We start from the raw sequence: 22,230 nt of genomic DNA, 5'->3' as shown, positions 1-22,230 counted from the left end.
CCCGCGCTTCCACGAGGCCGCTTTTGGCCCCGTCCAAAGGGGCCGCCGGCTTGATCTACGATCGGCGCTAGAACATACCGGGAGCCGCCTCCGACACAAGCGCGGCGGCGACCACGAGAACGCGAGCAGCCGCCAAACAGGGTCGGCGCACGGTCACAAATAGGGGATCGGTCCGATTTCTAAGCTGGAGTCCTCCCGGCCATTGCGCGTCGAGGAGATTTCGGTCTTTCGCGGCGAAAGACTGGTGCTCGACGGCGTCTCCCTCGCGATGGAAGCCGGGGGCGCGCTGCTGCTGACCGGGCCGAACGGCGCCGGGAAATCCACCCTTCTTCGCGTGCTGGCAGGGCTGCGGAAACCAGATTCCGGGCAGATCCTCTGGCATGGGACGGACGCCTTCGAAGACCGAAGCATGCACGCCCGGCATATCGCCTATCTCGGCCATCAGGAGGCCCTGAAACCGGGCCTGACCCTGACGGAGAACCTTGCCCTGTTCGCGCGCGGCCGTCCGCTCATCCCTGCACTGGAAGCATTCGACCTGCTGGAGCTGAGAGAACTGCCTGTACGCCTGCTCTCCGCAGGACAGAAACGACGCGCCGCGCTGGCCCGCGTCGTGCTGGCGGACGCAGCGCTGTGGTTGCTTGACGAACCCAGCCTCGGGCTCGACGCCCGCGCGGTCGAACGACTCGGCGACGCGCTGGAGACGCACAGACGCGCGGGCGGTATGGTGATCGCGACGACACATGTACCGTTGCCCCTGCCGGACGCGGACGTTCTGGCGTTGCCCGGCGCCCCGCTTGAGGCTGCTACCGGCGACGCCTGGGGCGCTGGGGGCTGGGCATGATCGCGACGTTCCGGGCCATCGTGGCGCGCGACCTGCGCCTGGCTCTGCGGCACGGCGCGGACACGCTGGGCGCGGTGCTGTTCTTCATTCTTGCGGGCGCTTTATTTCCGTTGGCGCTTGGCCCCTCCCCCGAGTTGCTGCGTCGCATGGCTCCGGGAGTGATCTGGGTGTGCGCCCTGTTGGCGGCGTTGCTGCCGCTCGACCGCCTCTTCGGCGCGGAACTGGAGGACGGGTCGCTCGACCAGTTGCTATTGCTGGGCCTGCCGCCGTCTCTGGTCGCACTGGCCAAGATGACGGCGCACTGGCTGACGACGGGGCTGCCGCTGTTGATCGCCGCAATGCCGTTGGCCGTCATGCTCGGCCTGCCCTTCGCAACCCTGCCTGTGCTGTTGGCGGGGCTGCTGCCGGGAACCCTGATTCTCTCGCTGCTGGGTGGTATGGCGGCGGCGATCGTGCTGGGCGCGCGGCGCGGCGGAGTGCTTCTTCCGCTACTGGTATTGCCGCTGGCGACGCCAGGTCTGATCTTCGGGGCGGCGGCGATCGACGCGGCGCGAACGGGGCTACCGTTCGCGCCCGATCTGGAGTTGTTACTGGCGTTTTTCGCCGGGGCTCTGCCGCTGGCTCCTCTTGCCGCCGGAGCCGGGCTGCGCGCGGCAGCGGAGTGATCCGCGCTCTTCCGAAAAACATTTCCCGTTCAGCCGAGAATGTTTGAACGGGTTACTGTCTCCAATAATATTTTTCAAATTACATGATTCGAAAATAACTTCATGGAGTCAGGATTTTCGTATCGGGATTTCATCCGGATTTTTAATTTTTTACAAGTTTTATAAATAGCACGTATCCCGCTCGCGTCGGGAATGTATCAAACATTCAGAATCTTCTTATTCGACGCAAAAATTTCTTCTTCGCATGCAGAATGTCGCGCCTAACAATGTCGATCTGGCCACGTGGCCAACAAGACTGACGGCAGCGTCGTCTCGATAAATGTTCTGGCAGGATCCGGCGTATCAAACAGGAGCGCGGGTCGTCCCTCCAGAATCATGTGAGCCAGTCCGTGCGCTGTCGCGAATGCGCTCGCCAGATAAGGACGGAAGATACGTGCGGCGCGGTCCGGAGGATCCTCCCCGAAGTAAGCCGCTGCCGCATTTCTGTAATGCGCCAAGGCGCTGAAGGACGCTTCCCTGAAGTCTTGATCCTGACAGTCGATGAGATCGACACGACAAATCAGGCGGAACAATCCGGGATTTCGCGCGGCGAATGTCACGTAGCCTTCCGCTTGCACACGTAAATTCCGAGCAGGAACGCCGGAAGCCGGCAAGATCGCCAGTTCCGCGCCAAGTCGTTCAAACGCCCGGATGGCGACGGCGGTCAGCAGACCTCTCGTCCCTTTGAAATGATGAGAGGGAGCGCCCGGAGATACGCCCGCGCGTTTCGCGGCTTTTCTAAGCGTAAATCCCTCGACGCCTTCTTCCCGAATAATCGATTCAGACGCCTCGATCAGCGCGGCTCTCAGGTCGCCATGATGATAGCTGTCACGCTCCGTTGCACCCATGCCACCCCCTTAGCATCAATCTAAATGACGTTCAGATTGATGCCCTCATCAATCTATGCAACGTTCAAATCAACGCAGCACTCTCACTGGATATGCGGGTATATGACACAACGTGCGCTGATCGTAGGTCTGGGGATTTCCGGTATGTCCGCGGCCATCGCCTTGAAACGCCAAAGCTGGACGCCCGTCATAGTCGAGCGTGCGCCAGAGCGACGAAAAGGCGGCTATTTCATCGGCCTTCGAGATGAGGGCAAGAACGCGGCAGCCGCTCTGGGTGTGCTCGACATCATGGAGAAGCGGACGCCTGAGAACGTTCGATTCTGGGATGTTCGTCAGGATGGCAGCCGCAGGCGGATCGCCGACCTCACCCGGGAGACGAACGCGCCCATCGCTGTACTCCGGGGAGATGTCGAAGAGGCCCTCTGGCGCGGTGTCGAGGGAAAGGTCGAGGTGCGGTTCGGCACGGTCCCGCTGGCGATCGTAACTGGAAACACACAGGCGCAGGTCACCCTGCGTTCTGACGACGGTCAGGAGACGACGGAATCTTACGACCTCGTCATCGGTGCGGACGGCGTTCGCTCTACCGTGCGCAGACTGGTCTTCGGGCCGGACGAGGCGTTCTTTCACTCCCTCGGAACAATGCTGTGCGCCTTTCCACTGCGCCGCCCCGTCCAGGGGTTCAAGGACGGGGACGGTCTCATGCTGGCTGATACGCGAAGAACCCTGACCGTTTTTCCCCTCGAAGGGCGTCCTTCCACTGCTCTCTTTTCTTATCGGACCAAAAACCCGAACGCAGCATCGAAGAAGGATCCCCTTACAACTCTGCGACAGATCTTCGTCGATCTGGACGTCGACGGAATTGTTTCGAGAGCGCTGGAGGACCTCGCTGCGACGGATGACTTCCTGTTCGATTCCGTTCAGATGGTCAAAATGCCACGCTGGTCGAAAGGGCGCGTTCTCCTGCTGGGAGATTCGGCATGGTGCCTGACCCTATATTCCGGCATGGGCGCTTCGGCTGGCATGATCGGTGGTCAGGCGTTGGGAGAAGCGTTCAAATCCTGCAACGGCGATGTCAACGCCGCCCTAGGGGCTTTCGAAGCGGAACTGCGCCCATTCGTCCGCAAACATCAGAGGTTCGTCGCTCTGCGGTCTCAATTGTTCGTCCCGTCGACGCGTCTTTCACTGTGGGGGCGCCGGGTTCTCTGGCAGATTCTGTTGAGCTCCCGCAAATATCTCTTTCCTGATAAAACCTGAAACCGCTGGATCTTCTCGACAAGGCGACGCACCCCGGATCGACTGCGTCGCATCGTCCACACCTTGCGACAGGCTTCGCATAAAACAGCCGGTGGGAACGCCCTGTAAGTTACCGTGTTTGCAAACGGTATAAGCGCCTAAAGCATATTCACCCGTTCAAATGAGCCCGCTTGAACAGAATTCGCTCTAGTTCTGCGGAGGATGATCGTATCCTTCACCCGCAACCGCCTCTGAGAGGATCGGAAGCACCACTGAGGATTGATGAGTCGCATCGTGCCAGATCGTCTGGTTGGCGCGAACTGCGCCATGCGCGTCGCCCAGAGTTTCTCCAGTATTGGGATTCGGCGCGAACTGCGGATAATCGCTCGAAGAAATTTCAAGGCGAATCCGGTGCCCCGTCTGGAACAGATTGGAAGTCGGCCAGACCTTGATGCGATATTCGTAGACCTTTCCTGGAATAATAGGGACAGGATTACTGAGGGACTCCCGATATCTGGCGCGAATGATGCCGTTATTGAGGTTGATAGCCCGACCGTCCGGCGCCACGTCGACGAGCTTCGCCGTAAAATCCGTATCTTTCGCGTCGGTCGCCGCAAAGAGATCGACCGTGACTGGCCCGGTGACGTTAACGGGGCTCTTGAGCGGTGCGCTGGTGTAGACAAGCACGTCTGGTCGTTGCTCCACGGGCGATTGATCGAACTGCCCCTGCGGGCCGGAGGTCCACGAACAGCATGAATGCCCCCCGGCGCTTGGTACAGGGTTTGACGGGTCGTAGACAAACTGGTCGGAACTGGAGCCCTGTTTCGAGAACTGTTGCGTCAGGACGCCGTCTCCCATCGACGAATTGGCGCGACCGGCGCTCCCCAGATACCACGGGACGTACCGGGCGCCTTCGATCGGAAACGATTGCGCCACGTGCCAGCGATTTTCTCCCATAGTGAAATAATCGACGCGTGGGCCGTCAGCGAACCCGTTTTCCTTACCTTTCAGGACGTGATCCATGAATTGGACCGTCAACGCGTTGACCGGGCTGTTTGCAACAGGGCCGATGTCTTTCAGGCGCGGACTGACAATCGCATCCGGCCTGCCCCACCCGATATGCTCCCACGGTCCGATAATCAGGCGTTGATGAGCACGAGCCTCTGCGGACCCGCCGCCCGTGCGCATACCGTTGAAATTATTGACAGCGCCGTTGAGGAAAGAATCATACCACCCGTCGAAAGCAAGCACAGGCACCTTGACGCGATCGTAATGCGTCCGGATCTGAAACGCCTCCCAAAAGCCATCGCGCGAGGGGTGAGCGAGCGTATCGTAGAAGTAAGGCGCGACCTTCGAGTCTTCGGGATGCAGCGGGGGAAATTTGGAATAAGGCGTATAAGGCAACCAGATGGAAGCGTTCTTTCCATCGGCGAACAACTGCTTCGACAGCGCCTCGTCCCCGCGATTGGCGGCGGCCGACGAGGCGATGGTCTCAAGCATCCATGGTTCTATAAACGCCAGACGGAAGGCGCCGTCTTCATAGCTCCAGCCGTCGTAATAATCGTCGCCAGTGTTTGACGGAATTATCGCCTTCAGGGCCGGAGGGGATGCGGTCGCCGCGAGCCATTGCGTCGCCCCGACATAGGACGAGCCATACATCGCGACCTGCCCATCCGCACCGGGAAGCGTGGCAGCCCACTGCACCGTGTCGTAACCGTCGTCACGGTCGTAGCGGTATTCGTAAAACACGCCGCCCGATTTTCCCTGACCGCGAATGTCCTGAATCGCGACGATGTAGCAATGCGACGCGAACCAGTCCGGGCTCTGGTAACGGGACGGCTGTATCTGGGCCGCGCTTTTGCCATACTGCGTGCGCATCAGCAGCACCGGAACTTTTTCCTTCGTATCCGGCGTGTACACATCGGCGCGCAGGATCGCACCGTCACGCATTTTCACCGGAACGTCGATCTGCTTCGACACGCGGCAGGATCCACGCCCTTCGTCACTCGGCCATGACGGGGCTGCAGACGCACGGGTGGAAAACGCTGACAGGACGAGACAGCTCGACAGGGAAAGAACAAGGCGGAAAGACGACATCGGGCGGTGCTCCGGAAATAGGGTGATCAGAACGCTGTGCTGAGCGACGCGACAGCAGCCACGCCGCCTGCGCTCAGATAGAGAGGCGACGATCCTGCGATCGTCGTGCCGTAGACGCCACGCGTAGCCTTGGCGTTGTTCGATATACTCTGAAAGCCCGACAAGTAGTTCTTGGCTCCAATATTTATCACGTTCAGCTGAATCTGGGGATGCTGCGCGAAGCCTATGGAGCGCATGCGATAACCCAGTGTCATGTTGGCCGTCTCATACCCGGGAATTTTCTCGTCATCCATAAGGGTTGAATATTGGGAACTGACGTAATTGAAGACAAAATTTCCAAAGATATGCCCGTCATCATAGGAAATTCCTGCGGCAGCCGAGAACTCCGGGCTCTGGACAGCAATTTTCCCCTTCGTCGGCAGATAGTCGAGGCCGGATGCGATATTGTTATCGGTTGTCGCATGGAGATACTGCGCCGAAACATACGGACTCCAGTGACGCCAGGGCCTGAGACCGATTTCAGCCTGCGCTCCCCGTGACGTCTTACCTCCCGCCTCGATTGGCGACGGCAGAGGGATGCCGTTGATGTATTGCGACGACGTAATCTGATTGTTTGTTATATTGTAATTAAACAGTGAAACGGACAGATTAACGAGACCGTAATGACGGTAACCGATCTCCTCGCCGATTGAATATTCACCCTTCAGTGAGGCCTGTCTTGAGGCGGGCGTTGGACTCGTCGTCGAGAAGACCTCACCATAAACCTGCACTGACGCCGGAGCACGGTAGGCGGTCGTACCATCAATATATATCTGGTCATGCGGCGTTATCTGATAGCTGATTGACACCTGAGGCAGGGGCTGGGCGTAGCTTGCGCCGACTTTGTACCGTGTGGCCCCGGGAATCAGGTTCGTATTCCAGCGACTGATCATCAGATAGCGCAGACCAGCCTCCACAGTGATCTTATCGTCAAGGAACTTTAAAGTATCGTCTATGAACAATTCATTCATTTGGTGTTTGAAGTTCATGTCGAGCGTACGATACTGGCGACCATCCGGCATCGTGATCATGTACTTGCTATAGTTGTTAGCGATGCCGCCGGTGTAATTGACTGCTGCGTAATATATGGGTTCCTCCAGCGCGATGTAGTTATAAATGTACCCGGCGCGGAACGTATTACGCCCGGCTTTCCACGTAAGAGCAGCGTTAAGGAAGCCGCTTTTCTGTGGAACGGGATTGATGCTGGAAGCTGTGGTGACGCCGTTGGTCTGATACGGCAGATTCAGGTCAGCGATCTGCTGGTCGCCGAAATACGACCCCCTGTTCTTGAGAGTGACGCCGCCATAATAGAACTCGGAGTAATTCATATAAGCAGGCGTAACATCCAGAGAGACATGCTCGCTCAGTTTAAGTTTCACTGGCGCGATAATCGCTGTGGAACGTCTCTGATACAGATGGAGCCCGACCCAGTTTGTATTACCCGGGTAATACTCTTTTGTGTAATTGAATGAATTTCCATATTGACGCCACTGGGCCATGGTCATCGGCCTGTAACTGGCCTGCTGCCAGTTGTCGTAGGAAAAGGTTAGACCCGCACTGCTGCCGGATCCCCATTCCTTGATAATTTTCGAATCAACATGATATTTTCGAAACTTTCCGGATCCACGCCATTGGTCGTTTGTGGTGGACGAGAACGACGCGAACGCCTTGACCCGGCTGTGCCCGATCTCGCCGCTGTCCAGCCTGATGAATTCACGCTGCAGCGCTTTGGAGCCGAAACTGAAGTCGACGTTCCCCCCTCTTTTCTCCAGGGGATCGCGCAAAGCAACCGTAACCAGCCCTCCGACGTCATTGTAAACAGGCGCTCCGATATCCGGAGCGCCTTGAGCTACGGTGACCGACTGGATGTTGTCGGTATCGACCATCGCTTGCGTGTAAGGCGTGTAGTTGATTGAATCGTTGAGCGGAATTCCCTCGTAAACAAAACCAATTTCTGCTTGCTGGAGACCGCGTATGGACATCGCTGTGTTAGACTGACCCAGCGGATCTGTACTCGCGGAAATGACGCCAGGAAGAGCAGAAATCATCGCAATAGCGTTCCCCGTTGGGGACTGCTTCGCGATGAAGTCGCGGGTGATTGTACTCTGGGAGCGTGCTGCGGTCTGCCGCGCCATCAACCCACCGCCCGGCGTCGTATTGGTGACGCCGTTCGCCGTCCTCATGCCCCCCCGAACCTCCACAGCTTCGGCTTCCGTCGCGGTGAACCGTTGATTATGCTTCAGTTCGACCGCGGCCTTGGACGGTTTTGTATTTTCTGTATGCGCGACGTGACGATCCGACGACACATGTTGGGGCGCTCGCGCCTCTCCAGCGTCGGGAAAAAGCACCGGAGAGGCGAGAAGAATGGCTACACGGCCAACGGCTTTTCTCACAAAGCGCTCCTGTTGATTTATGACGCGAGGGTCGCCTTTACCGTTGCTGAAACAAAACATTATCGTCAAATTTTGTTTTTTGTGATTGAATATAAATACAATGAATATGTCCCGGATCGACCTTAACCTGACCCATGTGTTTCTGGCTCTCTGGCACGAACGAAGCGTCAGTCGCGCCGCCATGCGTCTGGCCCTGACGCAGCCAGCGGTCAGTTCAGCCCTGAAACGTCTGCGTCAGACCTGCGGGGATGAATTGTTCATTCGTACGCGACACGGCATGCAGCCTACGGTCCACGCCATAGAAATCGCGGAAACTCTTGAACTGACAGCCGAAACCCTTCGATCGACTCTCAGCGCGCGCGGCACGTTCAACCCCGCCTCCTCGCCTCGCTCTTTTATAATCGGAACTGACGGGGGGCTCGACTACACTGTCGGGCCGCGTCTTGCATCGCGCCTCACCGAAGACGCCCCGGACACGACGGTGACGTTCCGGGCCCTCTCGCCCGCTACGCTCGACGGAGCGCTGGAGCGAAGGGAGATCGACCTGGCCCTCACAGTCGGCGGGGTGACTCGCCCCGATTATCTTTCGACTTCTTTGGGGTCTTTCCGTTTTTCTTGCATCTGGAACCCGGATTACTGTTCACTCCCGGACTTGCTGGACCTGCCGACGATAGAGAAATGTCGGCATGTTCTGATCGAGACGGCGTTAAGACACAGCACCTTCGACCATCGACTGCGCGACATGGGCGTCAACCGCACCATACGGAATGTCGTACCATCCTTCGGGCATTTGCCCGCATTTCTCAGGCAACCCGAGACTGTGGCTATTGTTCCCGATTATATCGCCGATTTTTTTCGAAAGACGGCAGGCCTGACATCATCTCGCCTGCCCGACATTTTTGGAACGCCCGGTGTGAGAATGCTTCTTCCCAGAAAATCGAGCCGCGACTCCGGCATAAAATGGCTGGGGGATCTGATAATGGAAATTGGGCTCACATCGAGTCCAGACGACGCGAGCCCTACCCTCACACGGGGCTATTCCTGATCCCGCGCCATAGCTGCAGGATCAGCGGCTCTTCAGTCGTCCTTCTGATACCGTGCGAACAATTTCCGCATTTTCGCGACCTTCGGGGCGACGACAGCCTGACAGTAAGCGTTTTCAGGATTACGCGCGAGGTAATCCTCGTGCTTCGCCTCAGCTGGCCAGAAATGTGTCAGCGGCTCGATCGCAGTCACCAGTGGAGCGTCCCATGCGTCCGCCGTTTCGATTTCCTTCAGCACAGCCTCAGCCGTCTCTTTCTGGGTTTCAGTCGTCCAGAAAATAACGGAGCGATATTGGGTGCCTATGTCGTTGCCCTGCCGGTTCAGTGTCGTGGGGTTGTGGGCCGTAAAAAATATCCGCAGCAGGTCGGCGTAAGATATTTCGAGAGGGTCGAACACGACCTCCACGACCTCCGCATGGCCGGTCCGGCCCGTGCAAACCTCCTCATAGCTCGGATGCTCGGTATGCCCGCCCGCATACCCTGAACGCACGCTCTTCACGCCGCGCAGCGTAAGATACACGGCCTCCACACACCAGAAACACCCGCCGCCGAGAATCGCGGTTTCGCTCGCCGTCGTTGCTGCATCGCTCATGGTACGCTCCAGGTGCTGTCCGTTTGACCGCCTCTATATGGGCGGCCGATACGGCGGCGGCAACGGCGGCGCGGGATCCTTACTGCGCGACAGGCGCAACCGGGAGAATCACGGCGCTCGCCGCCGCGCCGCCGTGATGTATGCTTTGCGTCGCCTTCACGTAATCCGCAGGCGTGGCGTCGAAGATGTTAGCGACATATCGTTGCGGATTGCGGTCATAGAGCGGGAACCAGGACGACTGGATCTGCACCATGATTCGATGTCCCTTTGCGAAGACATGATTCACGGGAGGCAACGTGAAGCGGTAGTTTTCGACGCGGTTGGCCTCGATCGGCGAAGGCTGCGAGAAGCTCTTGCGGTAACGGCCACGGAAGATGTCTTCGGACACAGGCAGCTCATATCCGCCCATCTCCGGCCGATCCGCCGTGGTCGGCGGATTGACGTCGATCAGCTTGACCACCCAGTCCGCGTCCGTGCCCGTCGTCGCGGCGTAGAGTTCGGCCACCGGAACGCCGCTGACGGCCACCGGCTCGTCGAGCGGCGCCGTCTCGTAGGTCAGTACGTCAGGACGGGATTCAGCCTCGCGCTGGTCCTGCACGAGCCACGGCTTCCAGCGGGCGCTCTGCCCGAAATTGAACGGCCTGGACAGGAACGGCACAGGGTGAGCGGGGTCAGACACGTAGGAATCCGACCCGTCGGATTCCGGATGCGAGAACGACAGCCCGTTGTTCGACGTAAGGTAGAGCGACTTCATGCCGGACGCGCAGCCTTTCTCGCACGCCAGCGGCCAGTTCTCGTATCGATCCCAGCGCTGCAGCCCCGTGTTGTAGATGATCGCAGGCGGCAGCAGAGCCGCGGGCGCGCCCGGCTTCAGGTATTGGTCGAAGAAGGGGCGGAAAACGTCGCGGCGATACTGCTCGGCGGTGTCGCCTTCAAAATTCAACGGCCCAAGCGACGAGCCGTTGTAGTTCACGCCGCTGTGCCGCCACGGCCCCATGACCAGCACGTTGGGCGTCGAAACGCCCGCGTTGCGCAGTGCCTGCCAACTGTGGATCGCGCCCCACATGTCCTCCTGATCCCACAAGCCCTGCTCCCAGATCATGGGCACGGTGGGCTTGCGCTGCGCAATCAGTTTGTCCAGAGCCTGCCCTTGCCAGAATGCGTCATAGGCGGGATGCGCCTTCATCCGACGCCAGAAGGGAAACTGATCCAGCCCGGCCTGGGTCGCGAACGCGCCGGCGGAACCCGCCGCGAGAAAATTCGAATAATCGTCCAGACCCACGCGCGGGATCGTATTCGCCTCGCCGCGCACCGTCATCTGCTCAGTGAAGTAATCCAGACTTCCCTGCCGGAACGCGCCGTAATGGAACCAGTCGTCGCCCATCCATCCATCGACCATCGGGCTTTCCGGAGCGGCAACCTTAAGCGCCGGGTGCGGGTCGAGCAGAGCCATTACGACGGTGAAGCCTTCGTAGGACGACCCGGTCATGCCGACGCGCCCATTAGACTCGGGCGTATTTTTCACCAGCCAGGCAATCGTGTCCCACGCGTCGGTCGTTTCATCCGTGTTGGTCGGGTTGAGCGCGCCACGCGGCGGACGCGTCATGACGTAATCGCCTTCCGAACCGTATTTACCGCGAATATCCTGAAACACGCGGATGTAGCCGCCATCGACGAACACGTCGTCGCCCTGCGGCAAAAGGGCGCGCATGGTCGGAGCGTCTGGTACGCGGTTGGCGCGCATCTTGGCGTTGTACGGCGTACGGGTCAGCAGGATCGGCGCGTCGTGAGCGCCTTTCGGCACGACGATGACAGTATAAAGCTTCACGCCGTCCCGCATGGGGATCATGACTTCGCGTTTAACGTAATCGCGTTGCGCCGTCGGGAATGTGACATGGGCCGGTATGTCATTGCCGGTCGCCACCGTGTTGGAATCCACAGGCGCTGCGGCGCACAGCAGGGCCGACGCCGACACGCCCAGCGCGATCCCGACGCGACGACGCAGACGGGAAGTCACGGTGGTTGCGCGCACACGGTTCATAAGAAATTCTCCAGAGTGTTTGATTTTTGGAGCGACATTCCGGTCTCAAGGAACGCACCTCCAATATCTTGTGTTTTAGCGGGAAGGATATTCGGGTCCAGAATACTGGCGCCCATGAGCCCTGTATTTCGGCAGAAGACGCGCTGCGTAGTCAGGGTGAACGCAGGACCGATCGATTCTCGCTTTCATTCGAAAGAACCATCCAAGATTTCAGCCCCGCCAAGGCAGTTTTCCGGAGACCTGAAGCGACGCAAGACGGGAGCCATGCTCACGCGTTGCCATGCCGCCGATATCCCCGGAAAAACAGTACGCCTTTCAGCCTCGGAGTTCTTCAGGCGAGGCGCCCCAGTGCGACCTGCAACCGATCCCGCTCGCCCTGCTGCGCCACCAGACGCTCCCGGGTTTCCTCGACGACCTCCGGCTTGCCGCGGGCGATGAAATCGGCGTTGCCCAGCTTGCGCTCGGTTTTCTCGATTTCGCCGCGCGCCTTGTCCAGCTCTTTCGTCAGGCGCGCGCGCTCCACGTCCAGATCGATCAGATCGGCGAGCGGCAGGACCAGCGTCGTATCCCCAAGCACGGTCTGGGCGGACCCACGCGGCGGTTCGCCCTGCAGCGCCTCGATCTCAGAGACACGAGCCATACGCCCGATCGCTTCACGCCAGCGCGTCGCGCAATCAACGTTTTCCTGCGTGGCTCCCTGAAGCAGAACCGGCGACAGGCGCGACGGCGGCACGTTCATCTCCGATCGCACTGTGCGAATTTCGGAAATGAAGCGGATCACCCAGTCAAGTTCCGCCGCCGCCCCAGCAGCATCCGTCACCGGAATCTGTTCCGGCCACGCGGCGCCAATCAATCCACCCGAAGAACCGAACCCGAATTCGCTCCACAACGTGTCGGTCACGAATGGCATGACCGGCTGCAACAGGCGCAACACCACATCGAGCACGTGCGCGGTGACGGCGCGCAGTTCTTCCGCTTCTGGTCCTGCTTCCCCGGTGAAGGCCGGCTTGGTGAACTCCAGATACCAGTCGCAGAACCGGTTCCACACAAAGCGGTAGCAGGCGCCTGCGTAGTCGTCGAAGCGATACGCCTCCAGAGCCGCCGTCGCTTCCTGCACGGCTTTGGACGTTTCATGCAGAATCCAGCGACCCAGCGGGCTGACGACCTTCGCCGGATCGAAGCCGGGAGCCGCCTTGACGCCGTTCATCTCGCAGAATCGCGCGGCGTTCCAGAGCTTCGTGATGAAAGCCCGGTTATCCTCAACCCGCTTCGGACCGAATTTCAGATCCCGCCCGACGCCGGTGAGGGCGCAGATCGTGAAACGAACTGCGTCTGCGCCATAAGTGTCCAGCAGCTCCAGTGGATCGATGCCGTTGCCCTTGCTTTTCGACATCTTCTGGCCACGCTCGTCGCGAACGAGGCCGTGGATGAAGACAGTGTGGAACGGCACGTCGTCCATAAAGTGCAGACCCATCATCATCATCCGGGCGACCCAGAAGAAGATGATGTCGAAGCCTGTAACCAGCACGTCGGTCGGATAGTAACGCGCCAGTTCGGGCGTCTTATCCGGCCAGCCGAGCGTCGAGAACGGCCAGAGGCCAGACGAGAACCACGTGTCGAGAACGTCCTCGTCCTGAGTCAGCGCGACTGTCTCGCCATAATGCGCGGCGGCGAGCGTGGCGGCGCCTGCTTCGTCATGCGCGACGAAGACCTCGCCATCGGGACCGTACCACGCGGGAATCCGGTGCCCCCACCATAACTGCCGGGAAATGCACCAGGGCTGGATGTTGCGCATCCAGGAAAAGAACGTGTTCTCCCACTGACGCGGCACGAAGGTTACGCGTCCGCTCTCGACCGCTTCGATCGCCGGTCCGGCCAGCGTCGCCGCATCGCAGTACCACTGCGTCGTCAGGCGCGGCTCGACCACCGCGCCGCCGCGCTCCGCATGCGGAACCTGATGCGTATGCGGTTCGATTTTCCCCAGAAGACCCAGGCGCTCCAGCTCTTCCACGATGACGCGGCGCGCATCGTCCCGTTGCAGGCCCTGCAGGCCACGTACAAACTCGGGGTCGGCAAGGCCGGGCTCAATCCGCAGGTCGGACTCGATGTCCTCCAGCGTAATATTCGCGCCGGCATCCAGAACGACGATCAGAGGCAGGTCGTGACGTTTGCCGACCTCAAAATCGTTGAAGTCATGAGCTGGCGTTATCTTGACCGCGCCCGTACCTTTTTCCGGGTTGGAATATTCATCAGCGACGACAGGGATACGTCGCCCTGTCAGAGGCAGGATCACCGAACGCCCAATCAGGGCCGCATAACGCTCATCTTCCGGATGGACAGCGACAGCCACGTCGCCCAGCATCGTCTCCGGGCGCGTGGTCGCAACGGTTATCGACAGGTCGGGAGCGCCGTCGACCGGGTAACGGATGTACCAGAGGTTGCCGCGCACTTCCTTGCTTTCGACTTCCAGATCGGAAATCGCGGTACGGAAATGCGGGTCCCAGTTGACCAGTCGGCGATCGCGATAGATCAGCTTTTGCCGATGGAGCGTAACGAACACCTCGCGCACAGCGCGGGAAAGGCCTTCGTCCATCGTAAATCGTTCGCGCGACCAGTCGAGCGACGCGCCGAGGCGACGCAACTGCTTCGTAATGCCGTCGCCTGACTCAGCTTTCCACTTCCAGACCCGCTCGATGAACGCGTCGCGTCCCAGCGCCTGACGCGTCTGCTGCTCAAGGGAGAGTTGCCGTTCGACCACCAGTTGGGTCGCAATGCCCGCGTGGTCAGTGCCCGGCTGCCACAACGCGTCCCGCCCCTGCATACGCCGCCAGCGGATCAGGATGTCCTGAACCGTCATGGTCAGGGCATGCCCCATATGCAGTACGCCGGTGACGTTCGGCGGCGGGATCATAACCGTGAAAGGAGAGGCTGGGCTTTGCGGGTCGGCCGCGAACGCCCCGTCCTTCTCCCACGCCGCATAGAGACGGGCTTCGGTGTCTGTCGCCTGAAACGTCTTGTCGAGCATCGTCCATAACCAGAAGAGAGCGCGCGACGATCAGCGGGGCCGCCACATAATCGTCAGGATGATCGCCCTATCTGGCACAGGAGCCCAAAATGAGAAACAGGCAATCGTCGCCGATTGCCTGTTCCCTATTCAGTCCAGAGCCAAACTGTTTACCGGTCGCTGAGGCGTTCGATCTCTTTCTGCACGGCCTGCTGCACGATGCTGGAAAGGTGATTGTCGAGCCACTCCTTGAGGAAGGCGCGGACTTCGTCGCGAACGATGTCTTCAATGGTCAGGTTTCCACCACGCGTAATAGCCACTCGTCTCTCCCTGTGTTCGTTGGACTGTTTACGGCGCAGCATCTGCTGCAACGCGCCGAATGAATGTTCCGTCGCGCCGACTGTCTGCTTGTCCAGCGCGATGGAGACAGGCGCAGGCGCATCGCTCTCGGGAGCGGCTCCAGCGGCTCCATACCCCTGCGCGAAGCTCTGCCCGTCGGTCGACGTATTTTTCTCTTCGCTCATTATCCCCCCAGATTGGATTACCTGCGGCCGCTCTGGTTGTGTCGCCGCAGCCTTTTCTTCATGCGGCGAAACGACCGCCGAAGATAGGTCTTCAGCGACAACTTCGCTTACCGTCTCGTCTTTTGACGAAATTTTACCTTCACCCTCCGACGCAGAAGCGTCAGATTCAGTGCTAACGCTCTTGGCGGCCGAAGGGGTTGCCGCGACTGGTTGTTCCGTAGGCGACTCGACAAATTCGTCCCCTGGCGTCTCCGCAAGGGGAGTCACGACGTCCGACGTCACATGCCCTTCGTCTGCCTCAACCGGGTCGACACTCTTCGCCTTTGTCACATCCGTCGTGGATTTTTCCGCACCAAGCCCATGCTCACGCTCCGAAGAGTCAGCAACCTGCTGCGCATCATGAGCCGAGAGCTCGTCGCCATCGTCTTCCGCGATCATGGAAGAGTCCAAGACGAGAACACTGTCTTCGTCATCTTCGTCGTCATCATACGCCGCATGGCCGACATTCGCCTCGGGAGAAGCGGCGTCATCCCGGCCATCCTGAAGAATACGACGGATAGACGACAGGACAGTCTCTATCGAACCGCTCTCGGCGTGGCTGTCATGCTCATCTGTCATCTAGACGTCCCCTGGCAGCCCGCTCGAAATACCCAGACTAACGGCCCGGCTGGTTAACCGCGTAGTCACTAATTCCCCAAAGTCGATCTTTTACCGCATTATAATACGCTTTTTCATCATACAACGGGACATTCAGATGCAGATCGGACGCGGTAAGACGCCCGATCGACGAAGCCACATTGTAAGACGCTGTCACCATGTTGCTGAGACTCTGCACCAGCGCCACCTGAGCCTGCAGCAGGGTCCCCTGCTGCTGTAACACCTCAAGGGTGGTGCTGGTTCCAACAATCGCCTGGCGCTCCACTCCGTCCAGCGCAACCAGACCGGCCTTGATGGCCATACGGTTGCTTTCGATAGCCGCCTTATAAGAAGCCAGCTTCTGCCAGTTTGACGCAGCGGCCTGAGCCGCAGTCCGTCGTTGCACGTCGACTGCGCGTCTTGCCGCCAAAGCCTGCTGGCGCGCCTGCCGGATCGCCGCGTACTCCGAACCACCCTGATAAATAGGCACGTTGACGTTCAGAAGCGCATATTTGTTTTCGTTGATCTGGTTGTTCAGCTCCTGATTCTTCGATTTCATATACGCGCCCTCCACAGAAACGGTGGGCATGATCGCCGCCATAGCGACGCCGACAGCATCTTTTTGCGCTGATTCGGTAAATAACGCGTTCACGACGTCCGGATTATTTTTGATCGCGAGCGCAACGGCTTCAGCTTCCGACTTGACGGGCAGCACCAGCGGCTGCGGAGGCTCAAGATTCGGCGGCGGAGCCATGCCGACGATCTGCATATAGGTCGCCTGAGCCGTCTGCAGGGTGCCTTCAGCCTGCTGGCGCGTCGCCTTCGCACTGGCGAACGCAGCCTCTGCCTGAGCCACATCGGTGCGCGTGATTTCGCCAACGTGGAAGCGTTCGTTGGTCGCGCGTAACTGCTGCTCGAGAACGCGTTCGTTGTTGATATTCAGCTGTAATAATTGCTCGTCTTCAATGACGCCGACATAGGCGTTGACGACGTCCATAAACACCTGCTGTTCGGCCGAAATAAGCTTGGCGCGCTCCGCCATCACCTGATTGACGGCCTCATGCGTCGACGCCGTCGTCTTGCCGCCGCTGTATATAGGTTGCTGAATCGAGACCTGAGCCTGATAGCCCCCAGTGCTGTAGCTGCGGAAATACCCTGAACCAGGGACGTCCGTATTTCCCCGGTAGTTATTATATCCCTGATAATAACTTGGCGAGAACGTCCCCTGAATTTTCGGGCGCCAGCCAGCGAGCGCAGTAGGCACCGTTTCGTCGGTTGCGCGCAACGTCGCGCGTTCTTGCTGAAGCGTCGGGTTGGTCAAATACGCCGCCGACAACGCTTCTTGCAGGGTGTGTGGAATAAAGCTTGGCGCCCCGCTGCCGTCGTATTTCTGGGCCAGAGCGGTGGAGCTGTACAAGAGTGCAGCCAATCCCAACCCTACGCCACAGGAATGCTTCATCGCCGTTCTCGTCTCCGCCACTCGCCCTGTCCCGCACGCGGCGTCGAGCCAAGACGCTTATGCCACGTTATATTTTGATACTCCACTCATGAACTTAACAGCGTCTTGCCGTCGCCCGGCAATCTGAAAAAACGCATCCGCACGAAAAGCCGGAAGTCCGGACGCTTCGGCCCGTCTCAGAATGAGAAGACCGGCTTCGGGAGCAACTCCTGCAGGAGCGGCGCCGGAGCGTCGAACTGAAGGCGAATCGCCCATGCGCTTTCGCCTTGCGAAACAATCGGCTGCCCGCCTTTCGCGGCGTTCCCCTTGGCCGTCGAGCGATCCAACTCCGCGACGAACGCTGACGAGGCGACGCCGTCGCGCGACAGCAACCCGACCACACGCCCCCCGGGCGCCAGTTGCGCCGCGCAGAAATCCGGAATTTCCTGAACACCGCCATCAATGAGGATGAGGTCGAACGGCGCATCTGCCGCCGCCCCGGACTCGAGCGGTCCATGCCGCCACACGACACCCGGCGCGACATCGCCCGTGAACGCCTCGCCAACCGCACGCAAATCGGAATCGGATTCGACGGCAATGACACGCCCGCCCAGATGCGATGCGAGCGCCGCCAAATAACCCGTCCCTGCGGCGACGACCAGAATACGCTCTTCGTTCACAATTCCCGCCGCCTGCGTCAGGCGCGCGGCGATCATGGGCTGAAGCAGATAACGTCCATCCGTCAGGGGCAGCGTACGGTCGGCGTAGGCGAACTGACGCTCTGCGTCCGGCGCGCACCGTTCGCGTGGCAGAGTGCGCATCGCCGACAGTATGCGCGGATCGTCCACCTCGATCGGCCGCACCTGATCGTCCACCATCAGCGAGCGCGCCGCATCGAAATCGATGTGCGGGGCGCTCGTCCCGGCGTTGCGCGCGGCCACTATCGTTTGTCCTTCGCTCTCACTCATTTTGCGCCCCAGAACCTCAATAACAGCACTGCCGATCGACCGTCCGCACGGCGCAACGACCCCGCGAACCATGATGACTTCACAGACCGGCTTGACCAGCGATGCCTCGCTGGTGGATATAGCGCAACCCCATACGGGGTCCGGTGGCAGAATGGTGATGCAGCGGACTGCAAATCCGCGAATGTGGGTTCGATTCCCGCCCGGACCTCCACAATGGGCGTTTCCCGAAATTGTGGACGAAAGCGCGATTACCCGTCCGTGAGACGCAGTTTTCCGGTCATTTTCATGGCGGAGGCGCGGCCTCTGTGATCGTACCCTCGCCCGAACCCCGGCCTCTTACGCTGGCGCCCTAGCTGCAACTCAAGCTCGAAAACTCTACGGAAAGGCTGGCTCGCCGCAGAGCGCGAACCACCGCCGCTAATGGGACAAGGCGACGAGGCCTCCGTATCGACGCGAGCTACCCGCCCAGAAACGGCTGCGCCGGTAGTCGTGCCACCAGAACGCCCTCAGGTCGCCTGCGCCGCCTCGTCCAAACGACGGGCCAGTGCGGAGGCTGCGCCGAACAGCCCCGGTTCCGGGTAACGAATCATGCGAACCGGGATACGCCGCAACATCGTTTCGAATCGTCCCTTCGCCACGAATCGCTCGGCGAAGTCGGACGATGGCAAGACATTCATAAGGCGTTTGCCCAACCCACCCGCGATGACCACGCCGCTCGCGCAATGCGCCAGGGCCATGTCGCCAGCAAAGGCGCCCAACGCGCGGCAAAATCGGGTCATGCCCTCGACCGCGAGTCGGTCGTGACCTTCGAGAGCGAGCGTCCAGATCTGTCGATCGTCGAGCCCATGCAACGAATCCCCCCGCTCTTCCGCCAGACTGGCGCAGATCGGGATGATACCTGGCCCGGAGATGACTCGCTCGGCGGAAACTCGCCCATGAACGGCCCTGAGCTTGTCGAGAAGCCTGTCCTCGAACGCGTCGAAGGGCGCGAAACCGATATGCCCGCCCTCCGCGCCGCACACGAGGACGCGCCCGTCCCGGCGGATGATCGACGCGGTTCCAAGCCCGGTGCCAGGTCCGATCGCTACGACCGTGCCCTCACTTGGCAGCGGTCGATCCGGTCCGCTCAGATGAGGAAGGCATGAAGCGTCGAGACTGGCGACCGCATGGGCCACTGCCTCAAAGTCATTCACCAGCAATGGCTCTTCGACGCCCAATTCGTCAGGCAATGTCGCGCGAGTGATGACCCAGGGGCTGTTCGCCATTGTCAGGACTTCGCCCTGCACCGGACAGGCGAGAGCCAACGCCGCCTGTTTGGGCAATGGGCGCCCATGACGCTCTTGGAAGGCGCGCCAAGCCGAGCCGAGACTGTCGTGGTCACGCACGGGAAGCGTCACGGGCTCCGAGAGTTCCAGCACGGCGCCGTCCGCAATCGTGGCCACGGCGAAGCGGGCGTTGGTTCCGCCAATGTCTGCGGTTACAATTTCGCTCACGTCCAGTCCCCTAACTTCCAGATTTTTCGGCTGCCATCCGAATGACACGACCTGCGCGCCTTACCTGCGCTACTCAGGCGCCCCCGGGGTTCTCCTCAGGTTTTGGAGTTCTAACGCGCAGTTTTCTACACGGTTGGCGGGATGTGGCGGCAAAGCCGCCTACGCCTTTTGATCCGCTTTCAGACGCCGCATGAGCGCGTCCCCGAGGGGGCGCGGCGTAAGTTGATCAATGCGACGCAACAGACGGAACGGCCACGGGAAGACGAGTTCCGCTCGGCCAACGGCCAGCGCTTTCGCAATACGTCGCGCGGCATCGTCCGCCGACACCAAAAAAGGACGCGGCCCCACGAGTTTGCGACTCATGGCCGTGTCGACGAATCCCGGCGCAATCAACGTGATCCGGACACCAAACGGCGCGAGAGCAATCCGGGCCGAACTGGCGAATCGCGCCAACCCGGCCTTCGATCCGCCATATCCGGCGGCAAAGGGCACATCGTGAAACGCGCCGGCCGAACCGATCAGACCGATTGATCCGCCGCCACGCTCCTTCATACGCTCGGCCGCCGCCATGGTAAGGGCGGCAGGCGTCGCATAGTTCACCACACCCAGCTTGAACACGGATTCGGCGCGCTCGACCTGATCAGAGGCTCTTTTCATGTCCCCCAACCCGGCCGAGAGCGCCACCAGATCGAACGGCGTGGCCGCGTCGTCTTCACGAAATGCTTCCAACGCCGCCACGCCGTCCGCCAGGTCCACGGACCGCGTCAGAACCGTCGCGCCGCCCGCCCGACATGCCGCAGCAACTTCGCCAAGTCGCGCTTCGTCGCGCCCCCAAAGCATAAGGGTGCGATGGGGCGCAGCGTAAAAACGAGCCAATGCTGCGCCTATGCCACTTGAAGCGCCGGTGATAAGGATCGCCCGGAAAGAAGGTCGATGCGTGTATAATCCCGCTCTGGCGAGCGTACGGACGATACGGCGCATGACCCTCGGCAAGATTTTGTTACACAAGGTTACGTCTCGGCTTATTTCGTTTGCAGGCGTTTCCATGCGATCAGCGTCCCGCCCCCCAGAGGGGCCTTTCGCGTAAGGGGCGCTACGCGCTTAGAGGGAGATGTCATGACCCAGCCGGCGCGCCTTGTCATTAGTCCAGTTTCCGGATTTCGCGCGTTGTCCGCGTTCGTGCGACTGCCACGCCAAATCTATGCAGGCATGTCGGGATACACGTCGCCACTGGACATGGAACAGCGCGATCTGCTCGACCCGAAACGGTCGGCTTTTTTCTCGCATGGCAAAGCCCAGTATTTTCTGGCGCTACGCGACGGGAAACCCGTCGGTCGCATTTCCGCGCAGATCGACGACCTGATCGGCCAGACATCGACGGCGACAGGCCTGTCGACAGACACAGGTTTTTTCGGCGCGCTGGATGCGGCGAGTCCTGAGATCGTCCCACCCTTGCTCGACGCGGCGGCGGACTGGCTGCGCGCACAGGGCCGAACACGGATGCTTGGCCCCTGGACTCTGAACAGTAACGGAGAATACGGCCTTATGATCGAAGGGCAGACGGCGCCCCCGATGATCATGATGCCCTGGCATCCGAAAGAGCTGGGCGCGGCAGTCGAAGCCTCTGGCATGACCAAGGCGATGGACGTTCTGTCTTATGACATGCAGGTCGGCCCCGAAGCCGAAGAGGCGCATATCGTGCCGCGCGGGCTTCGTGTGGGCGAAGGGCGGCTGGGCGACCTTTCGGTACGCCAGCTCAACCGCCGCGAAATTTCCCGTGACGGCGATATCCTGCTCCAACTGTACAACGACACATGGCGCGATACGTGGGGCTTCATTCCGTATGCAGATACGGAAATGAAAACCATGATCCACCAGATCAAGCCGATTCTTCGCGACGAGTTGTTCGTGCTGGTCGAGCGCGCAGGAGAACCAATGGCGGTTGCTCTGGTGATCCCCAATGTCTTCGACATCGCAGGGGATCTCGGCGGCGCGCCGTCGCCTTTCGGCTGGGCGCGTCTGGGTAAACGCCTGCTGCGTCACGAATTCCACTCTGCGCGCGTCATCCTCCTTGGCGTCAATCGCGCCGTAGTCGGCACGGCCCTAGGTTCTTTACTGCCCGGCCTCGTAATTGCCGAGTTGATGAAACGGGGCCGAACTCTTCCATATCGCCGGATCGAGTTGGGCTGGGTTCTGGAGACGAACCAGCCTATGCGCCGCCTGATAGAGCGCATCGCCCCCGAGCCTTCCAAGCGTCACCGCGTCTACACGCGAGACCTTACCGCCTGATTTCTATTCGCGCTGCGTCGGGCGAATAGCTTGATCCAGCCCGACGC

General features: G+C 60.1%; 16 protein-coding genes and 1 tRNA gene. 6 read left to right on the top strand and 11 right to left on the bottom strand.

From position 1 onward, the window contains the following. Nucleotides 1–202 precede the first annotated feature (202 nt). Complete coding sequence (gene ccmA / locus HK28_RS05760; RefSeq protein ID WP_086643643.1) at nucleotides 203–841, top strand: heme ABC exporter ATP-binding protein CcmA; 639 nt, start codon at nucleotides 203–205, stop codon at nucleotides 839–841. Then, a complete protein-coding gene (ccmB, locus tag HK28_RS05755) occupies nucleotides 838–1,506 on the top strand; it encodes a heme exporter protein CcmB (protein ID WP_086643642.1) in 669 nt (222 codons plus the stop codon). The genes ccmA and ccmB overlap by 4 nt, the downstream gene beginning before the upstream one ends. A gap of 260 nt (nucleotides 1,507–1,766) precedes the next feature. On the opposite strand, the gene HK28_RS05750 is transcribed toward ccmB, so the two are convergent. After that, the gene (locus HK28_RS05750) at nucleotides 1,767–2,393 is read right to left on the bottom strand and encodes a TetR/AcrR family transcriptional regulator (protein WP_086643641.1); all 627 of its coding nucleotides are present in this window, start codon (nucleotides 2,391–2,393) and stop codon (nucleotides 1,767–1,769) included. A gap of 102 nt (nucleotides 2,394–2,495) precedes the next feature. On the opposite strand from HK28_RS05750, the gene HK28_RS05745 reads away from it, so the two are divergent. Continuing rightward, complete coding sequence (locus HK28_RS05745; RefSeq protein WP_158093405.1) at nucleotides 2,496–3,647, top strand: FAD-dependent monooxygenase; 1,152 nt, start codon at nucleotides 2,496–2,498, stop codon at nucleotides 3,645–3,647. A 186-nt stretch (nucleotides 3,648–3,833) separates the two neighbouring features. On the opposite strand, the gene HK28_RS05740 is transcribed toward HK28_RS05745, so the two are convergent. Both HK28_RS05740 and HK28_RS05735 read right to left on the bottom strand, forming a co-directional pair. After that, a complete protein-coding gene (locus tag HK28_RS05740) occupies nucleotides 3,834–5,723 on the bottom strand; it encodes a CocE/NonD family hydrolase (protein ID WP_086643639.1) in 1,890 nt (629 codons plus the stop codon). A 26-nt stretch (nucleotides 5,724–5,749) separates the two neighbouring features. Then, nucleotides 5,750–8,155 carry a TonB-dependent receptor gene (locus tag HK28_RS05735; RefSeq protein WP_086643669.1) on the bottom strand — a complete coding sequence of 802 codons (2,406 nt, stop codon included), beginning with the start codon at nucleotides 8,153–8,155 and terminating at the stop codon, nucleotides 5,750–5,752. A gap of 100 nt (nucleotides 8,156–8,255) precedes the next feature. Here HK28_RS05735 and HK28_RS05730 point away from each other — a divergent pair, with 100 nt between their 5' ends. After that, the gene (locus tag HK28_RS05730) at nucleotides 8,256–9,200 is read left to right on the top strand and encodes a LysR family transcriptional regulator (protein WP_086643638.1); all 945 of its coding nucleotides are present in this window, start codon (nucleotides 8,256–8,258) and stop codon (nucleotides 9,198–9,200) included. A 32-nt stretch (nucleotides 9,201–9,232) separates the two neighbouring features. Here the strand turns inward: HK28_RS05730 and msrA are convergent, their stop codons facing one another. The 6 genes from msrA to HK28_RS05700 form a co-directional block, all read right to left on the bottom strand. Then, on the bottom strand, nucleotides 9,233–9,790 hold the full coding sequence (msrA, locus tag HK28_RS05725; protein ID WP_086643637.1) for a peptide-methionine (S)-S-oxide reductase MsrA: 558 nt from the start codon (nucleotides 9,788–9,790) through the stop codon (nucleotides 9,233–9,235). A gap of 79 nt (nucleotides 9,791–9,869) precedes the next feature. Next, entirely contained in the window at nucleotides 9,870–11,831 is a 1,962-nt protein-coding gene (locus tag HK28_RS05720; protein ID WP_086643636.1) for a CocE/NonD family hydrolase, read from the bottom strand. 331 nt (nucleotides 11,832–12,162) lie between these two features. Then, entirely contained in the window at nucleotides 12,163–14,856 is a 2,694-nt protein-coding gene (locus tag HK28_RS05715; RefSeq protein ID WP_086643635.1) for a valine--tRNA ligase, read from the bottom strand. Nucleotides 14,857–15,005: 149 nt separating this feature from the next. Beyond that, complete coding sequence (locus HK28_RS14235) at nucleotides 15,006–15,977, bottom strand: DUF2497 domain-containing protein (protein ID WP_233140377.1); 972 nt, start codon at nucleotides 15,975–15,977, stop codon at nucleotides 15,006–15,008. Between the two features lie 37 nt (nucleotides 15,978–16,014). Next, nucleotides 16,015–17,454 carry a TolC family outer membrane protein gene (locus tag HK28_RS05705; protein WP_086643634.1) on the bottom strand — a complete coding sequence of 480 codons (1,440 nt, stop codon included), beginning with the start codon at nucleotides 17,452–17,454 and terminating at the stop codon, nucleotides 16,015–16,017. Between the two features lie 176 nt (nucleotides 17,455–17,630). Beyond that, nucleotides 17,631–18,374, bottom strand: a complete 744-nt coding sequence (locus tag HK28_RS05700) for a protein-L-isoaspartate O-methyltransferase (protein WP_233140376.1) — start codon at nucleotides 18,372–18,374, stop codon at nucleotides 17,631–17,633. A 164-nt stretch (nucleotides 18,375–18,538) separates the two neighbouring features. Here HK28_RS05700 and HK28_RS05695 point away from each other — a divergent pair. Continuing rightward, nucleotides 18,539–18,612, top strand: a tRNA-Cys gene (locus HK28_RS05695). Between the two features lie 295 nt (nucleotides 18,613–18,907). On the opposite strand, the gene HK28_RS05690 is transcribed toward HK28_RS05695, so the two are convergent. Both HK28_RS05690 and HK28_RS05685 read right to left on the bottom strand, forming a co-directional pair. Then, on the bottom strand, nucleotides 18,908–19,894 hold the full coding sequence (locus tag HK28_RS05690; RefSeq protein ID WP_086643667.1) for a glucokinase: 987 nt from the start codon (nucleotides 19,892–19,894) through the stop codon (nucleotides 18,908–18,910). Between the two features lie 159 nt (nucleotides 19,895–20,053). Further along, the gene (locus HK28_RS05685) at nucleotides 20,054–20,875 is read right to left on the bottom strand and encodes an SDR family oxidoreductase (RefSeq protein WP_086643633.1); all 822 of its coding nucleotides are present in this window, start codon (nucleotides 20,873–20,875) and stop codon (nucleotides 20,054–20,056) included. Nucleotides 20,876–21,010: 135 nt separating this feature from the next. On the opposite strand from HK28_RS05685, the gene HK28_RS05680 reads away from it, so the two are divergent. Next, nucleotides 21,011–22,183, top strand: a complete 1,173-nt coding sequence (locus HK28_RS05680) for a hypothetical protein (protein ID WP_086643632.1) — start codon at nucleotides 21,011–21,013, stop codon at nucleotides 22,181–22,183. Nucleotides 22,184–22,230: the final 47 nt, after the last annotated feature.

Source organism: Acetobacter sp. DsW_063 (assembly GCF_002153745.1).
Taxonomy (GTDB): domain Bacteria; phylum Pseudomonadota; class Alphaproteobacteria; order Acetobacterales; family Acetobacteraceae; genus Acetobacter.
This window is presented reverse-complemented; position numbering and strand designations above follow the sequence as displayed.